This is a genomic window from Streptomyces sp. NPDC037271 (assembly GCF_055603605.1).
Genome location: NZ_JBVJVN010000003.1, coordinates 201,568 through 217,780, shown reverse-complemented (window position 1 = coordinate 217,780; position 16,213 = coordinate 201,568). Strand labels below are relative to the sequence as shown.

General features: G+C 71.9%; 15 protein-coding genes and 3 pseudogenes. 7 read left to right on the top strand and 11 right to left on the bottom strand.

Annotation, left to right across the window (positions count from 1 at the left end; translation table 11 throughout):
- The first annotated feature begins 257 nt into the window (after positions 1–257).
- Complete coding sequence (locus ACZ7G3_RS08745; protein WP_037761886.1) at positions 258–440, top strand: hypothetical protein; 183 nt, start codon at positions 258–260, stop codon at positions 438–440.
- 301 nt (positions 441–741) lie between these two features.
- Here the strand turns inward: ACZ7G3_RS08745 and ACZ7G3_RS08740 are convergent, their stop codons facing one another.
- Both ACZ7G3_RS08740 and ACZ7G3_RS08735 read right to left on the bottom strand, forming a co-directional pair.
- The gene (locus tag ACZ7G3_RS08740) at positions 742–1,656 is read right to left on the bottom strand and encodes a hypothetical protein (RefSeq protein WP_470924275.1); all 915 of its coding nucleotides are present in this window, start codon (positions 1,654–1,656) and stop codon (positions 742–744) included.
- Between the two features lie 140 nt (positions 1,657–1,796).
- Entirely contained in the window at positions 1,797–2,093 is a 297-nt protein-coding gene (locus tag ACZ7G3_RS08735) for a hypothetical protein (protein ID WP_426598885.1), read from the bottom strand.
- 133 nt (positions 2,094–2,226) lie between these two features.
- Here ACZ7G3_RS08735 and ACZ7G3_RS08730 point away from each other — a divergent pair, with 133 nt between their 5' ends.
- Positions 2,227–3,087 (top strand): oxygenase MpaB family protein, encoded by an 861-nt coding sequence (locus ACZ7G3_RS08730; protein WP_470924274.1) that lies wholly within the window; start codon positions 2,227–2,229, stop codon positions 3,085–3,087.
- Here ACZ7G3_RS08730 and ACZ7G3_RS08725 read toward each other — a convergent pair.
- Positions 3,079–3,204, bottom strand: a pseudogene (locus ACZ7G3_RS08725) (PadR family transcriptional regulator); the annotation flags it as partial. The gene ACZ7G3_RS08730 and the pseudogene ACZ7G3_RS08725 sit on opposite strands and share 9 nt — an antisense overlap.
- Between ACZ7G3_RS08725 and ACZ7G3_RS08720 the strand changes: the two are divergent.
- Positions 3,199–3,648, top strand: a pseudogene (locus ACZ7G3_RS08720) (alpha/beta fold hydrolase); the annotation flags it as partial. The pseudogenes ACZ7G3_RS08725 and ACZ7G3_RS08720 sit on opposite strands and share 6 nt — an antisense overlap.
- A 14-nt stretch (positions 3,649–3,662) precedes the next feature.
- Here ACZ7G3_RS08720 and ACZ7G3_RS08715 read toward each other — a convergent pair.
- Positions 3,663–4,271 (bottom strand): class I SAM-dependent methyltransferase, encoded by a 609-nt coding sequence (locus tag ACZ7G3_RS08715; protein WP_470924272.1) that lies wholly within the window; start codon positions 4,269–4,271, stop codon positions 3,663–3,665.
- A gap of 239 nt (positions 4,272–4,510) precedes the next feature.
- Between ACZ7G3_RS08715 and ACZ7G3_RS08710 the strand changes: the two are divergent.
- A pseudogene (locus ACZ7G3_RS08710) lies at positions 4,511–4,693 on the top strand (ATP-binding protein); the annotation flags it as partial.
- Positions 4,694–4,722: 29 nt separating this feature from the next.
- Here the strand turns inward: ACZ7G3_RS08710 and ACZ7G3_RS08705 are convergent.
- Positions 4,723–5,151: a PPOX class F420-dependent oxidoreductase gene (locus ACZ7G3_RS08705; RefSeq protein ID WP_470924271.1), complete on the bottom strand. Its 429-nt coding sequence runs from the start codon at positions 5,149–5,151 to the stop codon at positions 4,723–4,725.
- A 108-nt stretch (positions 5,152–5,259) separates the two neighbouring features.
- Between ACZ7G3_RS08705 and ACZ7G3_RS08700 the strand changes: the two genes are divergently transcribed.
- Positions 5,260–5,673, top strand: coding sequence for a roadblock/LC7 domain-containing protein (locus ACZ7G3_RS08700; RefSeq protein ID WP_426598889.1), 414 nt, complete (start codon positions 5,260–5,262; stop codon positions 5,671–5,673).
- Positions 5,674–5,812: 139 nt separating this feature from the next.
- Positions 5,813–6,763, top strand: a complete 951-nt coding sequence (locus ACZ7G3_RS08695; protein ID WP_470924269.1) for a DUF6397 family protein — start codon at positions 5,813–5,815, stop codon at positions 6,761–6,763.
- A 1-nt stretch (position 6,764) separates the two neighbouring features.
- Here the strand turns inward: ACZ7G3_RS08695 and ACZ7G3_RS08690 are convergent, their stop codons facing one another.
- Positions 6,765–7,631 (bottom strand): acyl-CoA thioesterase, encoded by an 867-nt coding sequence (locus ACZ7G3_RS08690; protein ID WP_426598891.1) that lies wholly within the window; start codon positions 7,629–7,631, stop codon positions 6,765–6,767.
- A 19-nt stretch (positions 7,632–7,650) separates the two neighbouring features.
- Positions 7,651–10,164 (bottom strand): DEAD/DEAH box helicase, encoded by a 2,514-nt coding sequence (locus ACZ7G3_RS08685; protein ID WP_470924268.1) that lies wholly within the window; start codon positions 10,162–10,164, stop codon positions 7,651–7,653.
- Positions 10,165–10,309: 145 nt separating this feature from the next.
- Between ACZ7G3_RS08685 and ACZ7G3_RS08680 the strand changes: the two genes are divergently transcribed.
- Positions 10,310–11,104, top strand: coding sequence for a metal-dependent hydrolase (locus ACZ7G3_RS08680; protein WP_426598893.1), 795 nt, complete (start codon positions 10,310–10,312; stop codon positions 11,102–11,104).
- A 23-nt stretch (positions 11,105–11,127) separates the two neighbouring features.
- Here ACZ7G3_RS08680 and ACZ7G3_RS08675 read toward each other — a convergent pair whose 3' ends face one another.
- From ACZ7G3_RS08675 to ACZ7G3_RS08660, 4 genes are all read right to left on the bottom strand, one after another.
- Positions 11,128–11,400 carry a type B 50S ribosomal protein L31 gene (locus tag ACZ7G3_RS08675; protein ID WP_470924265.1) on the bottom strand — a complete coding sequence of 91 codons (273 nt, stop codon included), beginning with the start codon at positions 11,398–11,400 and terminating at the stop codon, positions 11,128–11,130.
- 63 nt (positions 11,401–11,463) lie between these two features.
- Positions 11,464–11,934, bottom strand: a complete 471-nt coding sequence (locus ACZ7G3_RS08670; protein WP_426598895.1) for a DUF5709 domain-containing protein — start codon at positions 11,932–11,934, stop codon at positions 11,464–11,466.
- Positions 11,935–12,542: 608 nt separating this feature from the next.
- Complete coding sequence (locus ACZ7G3_RS08665) at positions 12,543–14,324, bottom strand: ABC transporter ATP-binding protein (RefSeq protein ID WP_470924263.1); 1,782 nt, start codon at positions 14,322–14,324, stop codon at positions 12,543–12,545.
- Positions 14,321–16,168 carry an ABC transporter ATP-binding protein gene (locus ACZ7G3_RS08660; RefSeq protein WP_470924261.1) on the bottom strand — a complete coding sequence of 616 codons (1,848 nt, stop codon included), beginning with the start codon at positions 16,166–16,168 and terminating at the stop codon, positions 14,321–14,323. The genes ACZ7G3_RS08665 and ACZ7G3_RS08660 overlap by 4 nt, the downstream gene beginning before the upstream one ends.
- Positions 16,169–16,213: the final 45 nt, after the last annotated feature.

Genomic DNA, 16,213 nt, shown 5'->3' with positions numbered 1-16,213 from the left:
TCGGGGTGCGGTCGGGCTGTGGCGTGAGTCACTCTTCAGGTGGGGGATGCTCTCTCCGGAAGGACTGGCCGACGGGGTCTCGGGGATGCGTCAGGGATCTCAGCGATGCGACGGAATTTCAGGAGGTGTGCAAGGGACCTCAGGGGTGCGTAAGGGTACGGCCTCAGGGGCGTCTCAGGGTCGCGGTACGGAACCGCCGGGAGCGCGGGCCCGTTTTCAGGACAGAGAGCGGCAGTGGCCGCGAAGGAGGCGACACCATGTCGAAGAACGCCAAGGTCGCAGCAGGGGGTGTGGCGGCCGGGCTCATCCTGCTGATCTGGCTGCCCTGGTGGGCCGCCCTGCTCATAGTTCTGGGAGTCCCGGCGGCCGCGTACCTCACCCTGGACCCCGCGCAGCGGCGCAGGCTGCGCCGCGTCACGCGCAAGGAGATCGGCCGCTGAGGCGCTGACGCGGCGCCGAGGCCGTCTCGGCAAGGGCCAAGGAGCGGACGGCGCCGCCGTCCGCGGTCCTGCCGGTCGTGTGGTCCGCCGGCGGCGCGGTGGCCCCGCTCCACCCAAGCCGTCTGCGCGTCCAACGCCGACCGGGAGCAGGACAGGACCGGCCACGGTCTCTCGGGCTCCCTGCCGCCCGGACCGTCGACGTGCGTGCCGCCGCGGGCCGTGCGGTAGCGATACGGCTCGCTCGCCCGCCGGTGTCGACCGTGTGCGCGCACACGTCGGAGCCGGCGGCCTCGGCGGCGGGTCAGCTCGGCCGTACGGCCATCGCGTCGAGGGCCTCCAGGAGTCCGGGCAGCAACGGACCCCGGCCCACCGGCAGGACCTCACCGGGTTCTTCGTCGAGCAGGACGAAGGCGATGTCGTCGGTTCTGGCGACGAGCGACCAGCCGGGGCCGTCGGCACGCAGCGTCCGCGCGTCCCCCGGCGCGAACGACGACCGGACCCGGCCGAGCGGCGGAGGCGTGTCGACGTAGGCGCGGGCCTCCGCGAGCACCCGCCGGACACCGCCGTGCCCGGACCGACCGGCGTCGGCCTTGTTCGTGGCGCCGGCCTCGTCCGTGGCGTCGTTCGCGACGTCCTCGCCGGTGCCTGCGCCCCCCACCGGCCCACTGCTCGGCGTGCCGCCCGCCGAATCGTCGTCGCCGCGCGCCACCAGGGATTCCGCGTCGTCGACCTGTTCCCGCCACTGCGTCCACTGCAGGGCGATCTCGTCGGCTCCCAGGCGCCGCTGCGCGGGCCCCCAGACAGTGGTGTCCGGCGGCGACAGCGCGGGCTGGTCGGCCGACTCGGGGCCGGGATCGTGCGGTGCGGGCAGGCCGGGGGCCGCCACGGCGACCGCGAGAGGCCAGCCGGGGAGCGCGGCGACGACCGTACGCTCGTCCGGCGACAGGTCGTGCTCCATGCCGCAGTCCCAGGACGCCACGGCGACGGCGACCAGCGAGACGTCGTCGATGACGACGGTCCACCGGGCGCCGTCACCGTCCTGACCGAGCACCAGGCCGTAGCCGTCGGCCAGCGGTGGGAGACCGATCGCCGCGCACGCCTGCGGGTAGTCGTCGCCCAGCACACTCGGAAACTGCGCCGGTGTCAGCAGCGCCGCCGTGAGCACGTAGAGCGCGTCGTCCGCGGTGGCGACGGCGTCCTCGTCCGTCCCGGCCATCCCAGCCTCCCCATCGGTTCGCCCAATGGCGCGCACCCTAGTGTGGTCGGGAAGCCGTTGTCACGACTCCCAGCCGCACCCGAGCTGCGGCTTTTCCGGGTGGACGCGGGCGAATCGACCACTCGCGCCGGACCGTAGGGTCAGCCCGTGGGCAGTCCCAGGAGCTCGCGGGCCACGTCCCGGGGCGACTGGCCGCGTTCCCGCGCGAGCGTGATCACGGCCCGGCACGCCAGCTCGTTCACGCCGAACGACAGAGCCTCCGGTGACACCCAGCCCGCCGCCTCGTCGATCCGCTCCTGGTCGTCGTCCGCACACGCCGATACGTACGCGGCCGCGGCCTCGAACAGGTTGTGCGAGCGCTGCTCCCCTCTCGTGTCGCCCCCAGTTCGCCGAGCGGCGCGAGTTCTCTCCCAGGCCTCGCGGATCCTGCCGAACAAACGGACCACCCCTCCCTGCCAACGGCCACGGCCGTACGTACATCTCCCCCTGTTCAACGTAGTGTTGACACTCCGGCGGCAGAAGGGAACGGTCACGGTGAGGCGTTTCGAATGGCTGGCACAGATCCGACGGATGGACCCTTACAGGGACGCTTCGGAGATCTACCGCCTGGCTTCGGCCTATGAGTTCCCCTGGGACTTCGCCCGCGCCCTCGAGCTGGCGCTCTACCGCACCTACGCCGTTCCGAGCATCGGCCGGTTGCTGGCCGAGACGGCGGAGTTCACGGGCCGGCCGCAGAAGCGGTACGACGACACGGCGCTGCTGCTCGATGCCGTGGTCGAGCACGGATTCGGCAGCGAGCAGGGCCGCACGGCCATCCGGCGGATCAACCAGATGCACCGCAGCTACGACATCACCAACGACGACATGCGGTACGTCCTGTGCACGTTCGTCGTGACTCCCAAACGCTGGATCGACACCTACGGATGGCGAAGGATGTCGCGCCACGAGACCATCGCCTCCGCGGTCCACTACCGCACGCTGGGGCGGCACATGGGCATCAAGGACATCCCCGGTTCCTACGAGGAGTTCGAAGCCTGCCTCGACGCCTACGAGGAGGCCCACTTCGCGTGGGACGAGGGGGCGCGCCGGGTCTCCGACGCCACCCTCGACCTCATGGCCTCCTGGTACCCGAGTCCTCTCGCCCCGCTCCTGCGGATCGGGACCCTCGCCCTGCTCGACGAGCCGCTCCTGCGGGCCTTCCGGTACACCCCGCCGAGTCCCGCCACCCGCGCGCTCGTGCGCCGCGCCGTGCGGCTGCGCGGCCGCGCGGTGCGCCTGATGCCGCCGAGGCAGGCCCCGCACCACGCCCGGCAGAACCGGGAGATCAAGGGCTATCCGAACGGCTACCGGCTGGCGGAGCTGGGCACCCGCCCGGTCCCGGGCGTACGGAGCTGCCCGGTCCGCCACCTCGGCACGTCGGGCGCCGACTGAACCGATCGTCTTGCGCAGCCAGCTGAGCTCGGCCCGGGAGGTGGCTCGCGCGATGGTCAGGACGCCATGCCGGAAGGGGTCGTCCACCTCCCCGGCGCCCAGTGGGCGGTCGCCGTCGCCGTCGTCCTCGCCCACCGGAGGCCCGAGCTGGTCTCCCGCCTGGTCCTCACGGAGGCCAACCTCGACGCCTCCCCGCCGCCGACCGCGGGCAGCAGCCGCATCGCCTCCTGCGAGGAGGACGACTTCGTCAACGGCGGCCACGCGCGCGTGCTGGAGAGCGTCGGCACTCTGTGGGCGGCGACGATGCGGCTGGCCGACCCACGAGCCCTGCACCGCTCCGCCGTCGGACTCCGACGGGGGACGACGCCCGTGATGCGCACCCTCCTCGAAGGGCTTCCGATCGACCGTGTGTACCTGCAGGGCGAGCTCAGCGGTGAACTGGAGGGCCGCGAAGCGCTGGAAGTCGCCGGCGTGCGCGTGGTGACCGTGCCGGGGGCCGGGCACGACGTGATGTTCGACCGTCCCGACGCCTTCGCGGCGGCGGCCGCGGGCCGGAGTTGACCGCTCGCCCTCGGTCAAGCGGTCAGGTCCTCGCGCACGGCCAGGACCAGGAAGCGGACGTCCTCGTCGACGTACGACGTCATGCGCCACCCGGAACCGGCCAGCAGCGGCCGGAGATTGGACTCGGCACGCAGATCGTCCGGCGTGATCCGCCGCCCCTGCCGGGCCGCGAGCGCCGCCCTTCCGATCGGGTGGAACAGCGCCAGCACACCGCCGGGTCTCACGACGCGAGCCAACTCCCGCAGGTTCTCCGCGGGATCGGGCAGGTGCGCGACGAGGCCCGCCGCGAACACGGCGTCGAGCGACCGGGATCGCAGCGGCAGCGCCGCGACGTCGGTCAGCAGCAACTGTCCGTCACGGTCCCTCCCCGCCCGTACGGCGGCCTGGAGCATGGCGGGTGTCAGATCGGCCCCGACGACGAGGCCTGACGGTCCCACGGCCGCGCGCAACGGGCGCAGGGCACGTCCGGTGCCGCAGCCCGCGTCGAGCACGTGGGCCCCCTGGCGCAGGCCCAGCTCGGCGACCGCGGCCGCGTAGACGGGGCCGTCGTCGGGAAACCGGCTGTCCCAGTCGGCGGCACGGGCGCCGAAGAACTCCTGGACGTGCGTGTGGTCGTTGCTCATCTCCGCATGATCCCCCAAAGGCACAGCAGGTGCCGCGGGGCACATGTTCGAGTGTGGTGCGGTCGATCCGTCGTTTTCCTGGGGCAGACAGCGACGACTCCCGGCATCCGCCCCCGCAGTGCGCCCTTGCCGGGACCGGCGTCCCGGGGCCATGGGATGGGACAGCTGGACCACGCCGCCCCGGGCCGGCTGCCCCCGCGCGGCACGCCGCTACGACGACCACGGCGCCCCGGGCCGGCTGCCCCCGCGCGGCACGCCGCTACGACGACCACGGCGCCCCGCGCGCCCTCGTGCTCGAGCCGGGAACCCCGGTCGCGCGGTGAGACGCCCGGGACCGCGACACGGGGAAGGAGGTGCTGCTCCTGCCCGTCGAGTGTGCCGGGCGGATGCACACCGCCAGGCTGCCCGACTCCACGCGCTGACCGGAGCGGCTCTCCCGGCCGGGACGGCCTCAGTCCGCCACGGCCTTCTGGGCCAGGACCTTGTCCACGGTGACACGGACGAGAAGCTCGCCCGGAACGCCGTTGCGGGCCCCGAACTCCTCGGCGCGCTCCTCGCCCATGTACCGGGCCCCGATCCGGGCGGCCCAGTGACGGAGGTCGTCGAGGTCCTCCGAGATCCGGGCGCTTCCCCGCAGCACGACGAAACCGAAGGGCGGCCGGTCGTCGTCCACGCACAGGGCGACCCGGCCGTCACGGACCAGATTGCGTCCCTTCACGGTGTCCTTGCCGGTGTTGAACACGACGTCGTTCCCGTCCAGCAGGAACCAGATCGGCGCCACGTGCGGGCTGCCGTCCGCCCGAACGGTCGAGAGCTTCCCGGTGCGGGTGCCGTCCGAGACGAACGCCCGCCATTCCTCATCGGTCATCTTGTGTGCCATGTCCCCATCCTCCTTGCCCGTAGCACGAGCGTGGTGAAGGCTGGCGGGCAGATCCTCCGACCAGAGGGGGCGACCATGCACACGGGGACAACACGGGGAGATCGGATCATGGTGCAGAACCAGGGACTCGGCTGGCTGCTGGACGACCTGACCGAGCGCGTCGAACACGTCCGGCACGCGTTGGTCCTGTCCAACGACGGGCTGGTCACCGGAGCCAGTACGGGTCTGCGACGCGAGGACGCCGAGCACCTCGCCGCCGTCTCGTCCGGACTGCACAGTCTGGCCAAGGGCTCGGGCCGCCACTTCGGCGCGGGACAGGTACGCCAGACGATGGTCGAGTTCGACGATGCCGTGCTGTTCGTCACCGCCGCCGGCTCGGGCAGCTGCCTGTGCGTGCTCAGCGGCGCGGAGACCGACATCGGACAGATCGCCTACGAGATGACGCTGCTCGTGAACCGGGTCGGTGAGCACCTCGACATCGATGCGCGACAGCCAGGCCGGATATCGCCCACAGAGCTCTGACCTGGGCATTCAAAAGCACCCGTGGGGTCGGCCGCGGAGTTGTCCACAGGCCCGCCACGAATGTCGCGACAGCGGCTACGGTTTTTGTGTCAGGCGGGCGCGGACGGCGTCGGCCGCACACTCCACGGGGGAGACGAGCATGTCCGGCAACACCATCGGGCACGAGATCACGGCCACCACCGAGCAGATCGGCGCCCCTTGCGGCACCAGTCGCGACAACTCGCTCACGCCGGGCCGCGCGGCGCGAGAACTCGGCCTCAAGCGCCGCGACTTCGACCTCGCGGTACGTCTCGGCCGCATCCGCACCGTACCCGACGAGGGAGGAGGAGGCGGCCGGCGCGTCGCCCGCGACGAGATCGAGCGGATCCGGGCGGGGGAGGGCCTGACCGAGGCGCTGAGGGAGAGCGTCCGAGCCGTCGGGACCACGGAGGGGGCGGCCCTCATGGGAGTGACCAGGGCCAGGTTCACCCGCCTCGCACGGCTGGGGCTGCTGGTGCCCGTGGCGTTCTACGTCAACCGCTACCGCGCCGTCGTCTGGCTCTACCTGGCCGACGACCTACGGCAGTTCGCGGCCGACGAGAGGATCTCCGCACTGCTGAAGGGCCGAACACCCGAGGGGCTGCGGGACCAGTTGGCCGAAGGCCTGGACCTGCGACCCCGCAACTGGCGGGGCCGGCACCTGGGATTCCTGCTCCGCCAGGCCGACGACCCGTGGGCCCGAGCCGCGGCCGTGGCGTCGCTGCTCGACCCGGTCGAGGTCTCGGAGGTCGTCAGGGACCCCTACGAGCATTCCCATCTGAACCGGTTCCGTCCGGCGCCGCCGGCCCACGGCTCGCCCGGCTCCCCGGGCGCGCAGCTCGTGGAGGAGATCATGACGGCGGCCGACCCGGACGAGATCGACTGGCTCCGCACGGACCTGGCGGGCGCGGTGGAAGCCGCTCGCGGTCAGCGTCCGGCGCCACGCCCAGTGCCACGCCCGGCCCTTCGCCCGGTGCCGCCCCCGCCCGACCGGGAATCCACCCGGCACGAGGCGGAGCCGACCGGACGGTTCCGCGGCCTGCTCGGCCGACTGCGGCGCAGAGCCGCGTGACCTACAGGGCCCGGAACAGCCCTTCCTGGACGACGGAGACCAGCATGCGACCCTCCGTGTCGTAGATCCGCCCCCGGGCCAGGCCCCGCCCGCCGGTGGCGATCGGCGACTCCTGGTCGTACAGGAACCACTCGTCCGCGCGGAACGGCCGGTGGAACCACATGGCATGGTCCAGCGACGCCATGTCGAAGCCCCGCGGACCCCACAGGGGTTCCACCGGGATGCGCACGGCGTCCAGGAGGGTCATGTCGCTGGCGTAGGTCAGGGCACAGGTGTGCACGAGCGGGTCGTCGCCGAGCGGCCCGACCGCGCGCATCCACACCGCGCTCCGGGGCTCGGCGCTCCGGACGTCATCGGCGTTCCAGCGCAGCCGGTCGACATAGCGGATGTCGAAGGGCTGGCGGCGGGCCATCCGCTCGAACTGCTCCGGCAGCGCGCCCAGATGCTCCCGCACCTCGTCGGCGACCGTCGGCAGGGACTCGGGATCCGGCACCTTGCGGGCCGGCGGCAGCTGGTGCTCGAAACTTCCCTGCTCAGGCTTGTGAAAGGAGGCGGTGAGATTGAAGATCGTGCGGCCCTGCTGCACCGCGGTGACCCGGCGGGTCGTGAACGACCGCCCGTCCCTCACCCGTTCCACCTGGTACACGATCGGGACGCCCGGGCGCCCCGGCCGCAGGAAGTACGCGTGCAGCGAGTGCACCGGGCGGTCACCCTCCGTGGTGCGGCCCGCGGCGACCAGCGCCTGGCCGGCCACCTGGCCGCCGAAGACCCGCTGCAGCGACTCCTCGGGACTGCGGCCACGGAAGATGTTGACCTCGATCTGCTCCAGGTCGAGCAGGGCAACGAGGCTCTCGGCCGGGTTCGTCATCAGTGGGATTCTCCTGTGTTCACAGCTGGCCGACATCGGTGACGCGGACGACCGCCCGGCCCTCGGCGTCGGAGGCCGTGAGGTCGACCTCCGCGCTGATGCCCCAGTCGTGGTCGTCGTTCGGGTCGTCGAAGATCTGCCGCACACGCCACAGGCCGTTTCGCGGCTCCTCCTCGATGACCAGCAGCTTGGGACCGCGGGCGTCGGGGCCGGTGCCGAGGTCGTCGTACTCGTCCCAGTACTTGTCCATGGCCTCGCCCCACGCGTCGGCGTCCCAGCCGGCGTCGGAATCCATCTCGCCCAGCGCCTCGACCTGGTCGAGGGCCGCCAGCTCGACACGGCGGAACATGGCGTTGCGGACGAGGACACGGAAGGCGCGCGCGTTGGCGGTGACCGGCCGCACCTGGTCGGCCTTCTCCTGCGCCTCCTCGGCGGTCATCTCCTCCGGGTTGGCGAGCTGCTCCCACTCGTCCAGCAGGCTGGAGTCGACCTGGCGCACCATCTCGCCGAGCCACTCGATCAGGTCCTGCAGGTCGTCGGACTTCAGATCGTCCGGCACCGTGTGGTCGAGGGCCTTGTAGGCGCTCGCGAGGTAGCGCAGCACGATGCCCTCGGTACGGGCCAGTTCGTAGTGGGAGACCAGCTCGGTGAAGGTCAGCGCCCGCTCGTACATGTCCCTGATGACGGACTTCGGCGACAGCGGATGGTCACCGACCCAGGGGTGGCTCCTGCGGTAGGTGTCGTAGGCGTAGAAGAGCAGTTCCTCCAGCGGTTTCGGGTACGTGATGTCCTGGAGGCGTTCCATGCGCTCCTCGTACTCGACGCCGTCCGCCTTCATCGCGGCCACGGCCTCACCGCGCGCCTTGTTCTGCTGGGCGGCGAGGATCTGCCGCGGGTCGTCCAGCGTGGACTCGACGACGGACACCATGTCCAGCGCGTACGACGGCGACTCCGGGTCCAGCAGCTCGAAGGCGGCCAGGGCGAACGTGGAGAGCGGCTGGTTCAGCGCGAAGTCCTGCTGCAGGTCCACCGTGAGACGGACGACGCGTCCCTCGGCGTCCGGCTGATCGAGTTTCTCGACGATGCCGCCGTCCAGCAGCGAGCGGTAGATGGCGATCGCCCGACGGATGTGCCTGAGCTGCTGCTTGCGCGGCTCGTGGTTGTCCTCCAGCAGGTGCCGCATCGCCGCGAAGGCGTCGCCGGGCCGGGCGATCACCGACAGCAGCATGGTGTGGGTGACGCGGAAGCGGGACGTCAGCGGTTCCGGATCGGAGGTGATGAGCTTGTCGAACGTGCTCTCCGACCACGCCACGAAGCCCTCGGGAGCCTTCTTGCGGACGACCTTGCGCCGCTTCTTCGGGTCGTCACCGGCCTTGGCGAGCGCCTTCTCGTTCTCGACGACGTGCTCGGGCGCCTGGGCGACGACGAAGCCCTCCGTGTCGAACCCGGCGCGCCCGGCCCGGCCGGCGATCTGGTGGAACTCCCGGGCCCGCAGCGTCCGCACCCGGGTGCCGTCGTACTTGGTCAACGCCGTGAACAGCACGGTACGAATGGGGACGTTGACGCCCACGCCGAGCGTGTCCGTTCCGCAGATCACCTTCAGCAGGCCGGCCTGCGCGAGCTTCTCCACCAACCGCCGGTACTTGGGCAGCATGCCGGCGTGGTGGACACCGATGCCGTGCCGGACATAGCGGGAAAGGTTGCGGCCGAACTTCGTGGTGAAGCGGAAGTTGCCGATCAGCTCGGCGATCCGCTCCTTCTCCTCACGCGTGCACATGTTGATGCTCATCAGCGCCTGTGCCCTTTCCACGGCCTGCGCCTGTGTGAAGTGCACGATGTAGACGGGAGCCTGCCGGGCCGCCAGCAGATCGGTGAGGGTCTCGGTGAGCGGCGTGTAGCGGTACTCGTAGGACAGAGGCACGGGCCGTGTGGCCGAGCGGACCACCGCCGTGGGACGGCCGGTGCGGCGCGCGAGGTCCTTCTCGAAGAAGGAGACGTCACCGAGCGTGGCCGACATCAGGACGAACTGGGCCTGCGGCAACTCCAGCAGGGGAATCTGCCAGGCCCAGCCGCGGTCCGGTTCCGCGTAGAAATGGAACTCGTCCATGACGACCTGGCCGACATCCGCGTGCTTGCCGTCACGCAGAGCGATGGACGCCAGGACCTCGGCGGTGCAGCAGATGACGGGGGCGTCGGCGTTCACGGAGGCGTCGCCGGTCAGCATGCCGACGTTCTCGGTGCCGAAGATCTTGCACAGCTCGAAGAACTTCTCCGACACCAGCGCCTTGATCGGGGCCGTGTAGAAGGTGACCTCGTCCCGGGCCAGGGCGGCGAAGTGGGCGCCTGCCGCGATCATGCTCTTGCCGGAGCCGGTGGGCGTCGACACGATCACGTTCGCGCCGGAGACCGCCTCGATCAGCGCCTCCTCCTGGTGGGGGTAGAGCGTGAGACCGCGCTCCTGGGCCCACGCCTCGAAGGCTTCGTACAGGGCATCGGGGTCGGCGGTCCGCGGCAGCTGGTCGATGAGGGTCACGCCCCCATCTTGCCTGCCCCGAGTCGTGATGGGGGAATCGGCTGTCCGCATGAAGATCACGAACGCTACGCTGGGTCGCCGACGAGACATCGGTGGACCCGGACAACTGCACAGTGGTACACGAGGAATGGGGCGGGCAACGGCGATGATGGGACCAGCGCACTCACTGTCGGGCGCCGCGGCGTGGCTCGGGGTCGGGGCGGCGACCGCCGCCGCAGGGCATCCGATGCCCTGGCCGGTGCTGCTCGCCGGAGCCCTGATCTGCGCCGGCGCGGCGCTCGCTCCGGATCTCGACCACAAGGCGGCCACCATCTCCCGGGCCTTCGGACCGGTCTCACGGGGCCTGTGCGAGATCGTCGACAAGCTGTCGTACGCCGTCTACAAGGCGACGAAGAAACAGGGCGACCCGCGCCGCTCCGGCGGGCACCGCACGCTGACGCACACCTGGCTGTGGGCGGTCCTCATCGGCGGGGGCACGTCGGTTCTGGCCATCACGGGTGGCCGCTGGGCGGTCCTGGCGATTCTCTTCGTGCACATGGTGCTGGCCATCGAGGGCCTGCTCTGGCGGGCGACCCGCGGCTCCAGCAGCGATGTGCTGGTCTGGCTGCTGGCCGCGACCAGCGCCTGGATCCTCGCCGGGATACTGGACAAACCCGACGGTGGCGCGGACTGGCTGTTCACCGCGCCGGGCCAGGAGTACCTGTGGCTGGGGCTGCCGATCGTGCTCGGCGCGCTGGTGCACGACATCGGGGACGCGCTGACCGTCTCGGGCTGCCCCGTGCTCTGGCCGATACCGATCGGCCGCAAGCGCTGGTACCCCATCGGCCCGCCGAAGGCCATGCGGTTCCGGGCGGGCAGCTGGGTGGAGCTGAAGGTGCTGATGCCGGCGTTCATGCTGCTCGGGGGAGTGGGCGGCGCGGCGGCCCTCAACTTCATCTGAGGGACGCGGGGCATCCGGCCCGGTCAGCCGGTCCCGTCGGCGCCCTGCCCCTCGCCTGCGCCGTAGCGCCGTTCGAAGCGGGCGACACGCCCCTCCGAGTCAACCGTCCGCGCCTTGCCCGTGTAGAAGGGGTGACTTTCGGAGGAGATCTCCACGTCCACGACCGGGTAGGTCTCGCCGTCGTCCCACGCGATGGTCTGATCGCTGGTCGCGGTGGACCGGGTGAGGAAGGCGTACCCGGCGCCGCGGTCACGGAAGACGACGGGCCGGTACTCGGGATGCTTGTCCTGCGGCATGGCTGCTCCTCGTGCGGCGCGGATCATCGGGGCGACGACGCGGAAGCGCCGCCGCGGGTGGTGTCAGCCGGGCAGGGAGTCCTCGTCGACGACGTGCATCGCGGCCTCCTCGGCGGAGGCAGCCGCGCCGTCGATGCCCACGTCCATGGCGACCAGCGCGGGCTCCTCGTCCTCGTGTGCCCCCTCGTCGGGCGCCACGAGCCGACCGGAACGGTCCGTGCCGACCTCGTTGTCCAGCAGTTCGCCGTCGGTGCCGTCCGAGTCGCCCAGTCCGTCGCCATCGGGTGCGAGCACGTCCGGCCGCTCCTCGGCGAGCCGCTGCTCCAGTGTTTCGCCCTGACGGCGCTCGGCGGCAGTCACACCGGTGTGCTCCACCGCCCAAGGGCGCTCGGGCGGGGACCAGCCCCGGTCGAGGGGATCGTCGACACCGTCGTACTCGAGGGTGTCCTCGCCGTCGAGCAGCCCGGTGTCTTCCCTCTGCTCGGATCCGTCGGGCTGGTAGACGTCATCTCCCCATCCGTCGGCGCTGTTCACGGGTACCTCCAGGGGGTGGGGCGGGCCCGTTCTCTCCGTGGACCACGGCGGCCGCCGCTGCACGGGGCACAGGCGCCACCCGTCGCAGTACCGCACTCGTCCAGGGCCTGCTCCGAGCCGGTGCCTCCTTCCACCCTTCCACTCCCGTTCGGGACCCCGCAACGGCACGGCCGCCGACCGGGCACCCGACGCCCCGGCCCCTGGGCCGGCCAGTGGCCCTGCTCCGGCCGGACCAGGGGCCGGAACCCGCCGAGCACCGACCCCGTCCGGTCGACCCTTCCCGGTCGGCCCTTTCCGTCGGCCCCGTCCGGTCGACACCGTCCGGTCGACACCGGCCGACTCGGGCTTCGGGTCGACTCGGGCCTCCGGTCGACTCCGGACGAACACCGGCCGACTCCGCCGAAAGCCGATGGGCTGGGTCCGGCCGAACACCGGGGGGCCCGAGTGAGTACCAGCCGCCCTTCACGGCGCCCGCCGCCCACACCGCCCACACCGCGCCCAGCCGCCCCGTCACGTCCGCATCGGCACCGCAACCGCAGTCGGCCATCGCGGGCAACCGCCGGGGCCGGGCGTATCGCCCCGCCCGGGCGGTTGCCGAGCGGAGCGTGCTACCCGTGCCAGGACCGCCACAGCGCGGCATACGCGCCGTCCGCCGCGACCAGCTCGCCGTGGCTGCCCAGTTCGCTGATCCGGCCGTTCTCGACGACGGCGATGACATCCGCGTCGTGGGCGGTGTGCAGGCGGTGGGCGATCGCGACGACTGTGCGGCCGTCCAGGACCCTGGCCAGGGACCGTTCGAGGTGGCGAGCGGCCCGGGGGTCGAGCAGGGACGTCGCCTCGTCCAGCACCAGGGTGTGCGGGTCGGCCAGCACCAGGCGGGCCAGCGCGATCTGCTGGGCCTGTGCCGGAGTGAGCGCGAAACCGCCCGAGCCGACCTCGGTGTCGAGTCCCTCGTCGAGGGCGCGGGCCCAGTCGGCCGCGTCGACCGCGCCCAGCGCCGCCCACAGCTCGGCGTCGGTGGCGCCGGTCCGGGCGAGGCGGAGGTTGTCGCGCAGGGAGCCCACGAAGACGTGGTGCTCCTGGTTGACGAGGGCGACGTGCGAGCGGACCGCTTCGGCGGACATCCGGGACAGTTCCGCGCCGCCCAGCGTGATCCGGCCGTCGCGGGGACCGTAGATGCCGGCCAGCAGTCTGCCCAGTGTGGATTTGCCGGCGCCCGAGGGCCCGACCAGGGCGAGTCTCGTGCCGGGAGCGACCTCCAGCGACACCTTGCGCAGGACGTCCACGCCCTCGACGTAGCCGAAACGCACACGGTCGGCGTGCACGTGCCGTCCGTCGGGTGCCAGGGACGAGTCACCGGCGTCCGGCTCGATGTCCCGCACTCCCACCAGCCGGGCCAGGGACACCTGGGCCACCTGGAGCTCGTCGTACCAGCGCAGGATGATGCCCACCGGGTCGACGAGCATCTGCGCGATCAGAGCCGCCGTGGTCAGCTGTCCGACCCCGATCCAGCCCTGCAGGACGAACACACCACCGATCAGCAGGACGGAGGCGAGCACCGTCACATGGGTGACGTTGACGACCGGGAAGAGCACCGACCGCAGCCACAGCGTGTAGCGCTCCCAGGCGGTCCACTCCTTGATCCGGCGTTCCGACAGCTCGATGCGGCGGGAGTCCAGACGGTGGGACTCGACGGTACGCCCGGCGTCCACGGTCTCGGCGAGCGCGGCGGCCACGGCGGCGTACCCGGCGGCCTCCGAACGGTATGCGGAGGGCGCCCGCCGGAAGTACCAGCGGCAGCCGATGACGAGCAGCGGCACCGCGATGAGCACAGCCGGTGCCAGCTCGGGCGCCGTGACCACCAGCCCGCCCAGCAGCAGAACCACCCACACGACGCCGATCGCCAGCTGCGGCACGGCCTCGCGCATGGCGTTGGCGAGCCGGTCGATGTCCGTGGTGATCCGGGAGAGCAGATCACCCGTGCCGGCCCGCTCCAGCACGCCCGGCGGCAGCCCGACCGACCGCACGAGGAAGTCCTCACGCAGATCGGCCAGCATCCGCTCGCCGAGCATGGCCCCGCGCAGCCGCACCTCCCGCACGAACACGGCCTGCACGGCGAGGGCGATCACGAAGAACGTGACCGTGAGACCGAGGTTCGGTTCGCGGGCGTCGTCCGACACCCGTTCCACGAGCCCGCCCAGCAGATAGGGCCCCGCCATCGAGGCGATCACGGCGACGGTGTTGACGGTGACGAGGAAGAGGAACGCGCGGCGGTGCCGGCGCAGCAGTTCTCCCGCGTACGCGCGTACGGTCGCGGGCGCGCCGACGGGCAGGGTGCTCGCCGTCGTCGGGGCCGCCGGGTCGTACGACGGTGGCGCGACGCCGATCATGCCGTCTCCTCGATCTCTTCCAGTCGGTGCAGTACGTCGTCGCCGAGGACGTCGTCGTCCAGGGCCTTCGCCGGCTTGTCCCCGGCGGTCGCGTCCCGGTCCGACGCTGTCTCCTCGTCGGTCTCGCGGGTCACCACCGCCCGGTACCGGGGCTCGGTGTGCAGAAGGTCCCGGTGGGCGCCGACCGCGGCGACCTCGCCGTCGTGCAGGAACACGATCCGGTCCGCGCGGTCCAGCAGCAGCGGCGACGAGGTGAACACCACCGTGGTGCGTCCCGCCCGCAGCGTCCGCACGCCCTCCGCGATCCGTGCCTCGGTGTGCGAGTCCACGGCGGAGGTCGGTTCGTCCAGGACGAGCGCCTCCGGGTCCGTGATCAGGGACCGGGCCAGCGCGAGCCGCTGGCGCTGGCCGCCCGACAGCGAGCGGCCCCGCTCGGTGATGCGGGCGTCCATCGGGTCGTCGGCGCCGAGTGATCCCTGCGCGAGTGCCGCCAGTACGTCCCCGCACTGGGCGGCGGCCAGCGCGTCCTCGGCGCCGACGGTGCCGGACGCGGGTACGTCGAGCAGTTCACGCAGCGTGCCGGAGAGCAGCACCGGGTCCTTGTCCTGCACCAGCACGGCGGTGCGAGCGGACTTCAGTGGCAGCTCGTCCAGCGGAACCCCGCCCAGCAGGGCCGACGTGCCCTCCTCCGAGGGGTGTCCGCCGAGCCGTTCCGCCAGCCGGCCGGCCGCGTCGGGGTCGCCGCACACCACGGCGGTGAGCCTGCCCTCCGGCGCGAGGAGACCGGTGGTCGGGTCGTACAGGTCCCCGGCCGGGACCTCGGCGGGACGCGACCCCGCGGTGTCGGTGGCCCGCTCCAGCGCCAGGACCCGTGCGGCCCGTTTGGCCGAGGGCCGGGAGAAGGAGTACGCCATGGCGATCTCCTCGAAGTGCCGCAGCGGATAGGTGAGGATCATGACGGAGCTGTAGACGGTGACCAGTTCGCCGACGCCGATACTGCCCTCGCGGGCCAGATGGACGCCGTGCCAGACCACCGCGACCAGCAGCAGCCCCGGCAGCAGCACCTGGATCCCGGAGATCAGTGACCACATCCGGGCGCTGCGCACGGCCGCGTGGCGTACCTCCTGGGAGGCGCTGCGGTAGCGGTCGAGGAAGAGCTCCTCGCCGCCGATGCCGCGGAGCACGCGCAGCCCCGCGACGGTGTCCGAGGCGAGTTCGGTGGCGCGGCCGGCCTTCTCGCGCTGCACGTCGGCCCGACGGGTGGCCCGGGGGAGGAGGGGCAGTACCGCGAGGGCCAGCACCGGCAGGCCCAGGATCACGACGACGCCGAGCGCCGGCTCGTAGACGAGCAGGGCCACGCAGACCAGCACGATGGTCAGCGCGGCCGCGGTGAAGCGGGAGACGGCCTCCACGAACCAGCCGATCTTCTCGACGTCGCCGGTGGAGACGGCCACGACCTCGCCGGCCGCGACGCGACGGGTCAGTGCTGAGCCCAGCACCGCGGTCTTGCGGGCCAGCAGCTGCTGGACGCGGGCCGCGGCGGTGATCCAGTTGGTGATGGCGCTGCGGTGCAGGAAGGTGTCGCCGACCGCGTTGCCGACGCAGCACAGCACCATGACCCCGCCGGCGAGGGCGAGCCGGGTGCCGGAGCGGTCGACCACGGCCTGGATGGCGAGACCGACGCAGAACGGCAGGGCGGAGACGGAGGCGAAGTGCAGCAGGCCCCAGGCCAGCGACTTGAGCTGTCCGCCCAGCTGGTTCCGGAACAGCCACCACAGGAATCGGGGACCCGAACGTGCGTCCGGCACGCCCGGGTCGGGAAACGGAAGGTCTCGGATCTGCATGGCATCCCAGTGGCTCGTGTCAGGGGGTGCCGTTCACGACGGCAT

Excerpts from the sequence above, each read along its gene's own strand:
- ACZ7G3_RS08745 (WP_037761886.1), top strand. The coding sequence starts at position 258 with ATGTCGAAGAACGCCAAGGTCGCAGCAGGGGGTGTGGCGGCCGGGCTC.
- ACZ7G3_RS08715 (WP_470924272.1), bottom strand. The coding sequence starts at position 4,271 with ATGAGCAACGACCACACGCACGTCCAGGAGTTCTTCGGCGCCCGTGCC.
- ACZ7G3_RS08675 (WP_470924265.1), bottom strand. The coding sequence starts at position 11,400 with ATGCCGCAGGACAAGCATCCCGAGTACCGGCCCGTCGTCTTCCGTGAC.
- ACZ7G3_RS08690 (WP_426598891.1), bottom strand. The coding sequence starts at position 7,631 with ATGACGAACCCGGCCGAGAGCCTCGTTGCCCTGCTCGACCTGGAGCAG.
- ACZ7G3_RS08740 (WP_470924275.1), bottom strand. The coding sequence starts at position 1,656 with ATGGCCGGGACGGACGAGGACGCCGTCGCCACCGCGGACGACGCGCTC.
- ACZ7G3_RS08700 (WP_426598889.1), top strand. The coding sequence starts at position 5,260 with ATGGTGCAGAACCAGGGACTCGGCTGGCTGCTGGACGACCTGACCGAG.
- ACZ7G3_RS08705 (WP_470924271.1), bottom strand. The coding sequence starts at position 5,151 with ATGGCACACAAGATGACCGATGAGGAATGGCGGGCGTTCGTCTCGGAC.
- ACZ7G3_RS08730 (WP_470924274.1), top strand. The coding sequence starts at position 2,227 with ATGGACCCTTACAGGGACGCTTCGGAGATCTACCGCCTGGCTTCGGCC.
- ACZ7G3_RS08660 (WP_470924261.1), bottom strand. The coding sequence starts at position 16,168 with ATGCAGATCCGAGACCTTCCGTTTCCCGACCCGGGCGTGCCGGACGCA.
- ACZ7G3_RS08695 (WP_470924269.1), top strand. The coding sequence starts at position 5,813 with ATGTCCGGCAACACCATCGGGCACGAGATCACGGCCACCACCGAGCAG.
- ACZ7G3_RS08680 (WP_426598893.1), top strand. The coding sequence starts at position 10,310 with ATGATGGGACCAGCGCACTCACTGTCGGGCGCCGCGGCGTGGCTCGGG.
- ACZ7G3_RS08665 (WP_470924263.1), bottom strand. The coding sequence starts at position 14,324 with ATGATCGGCGTCGCGCCACCGTCGTACGACCCGGCGGCCCCGACGACG.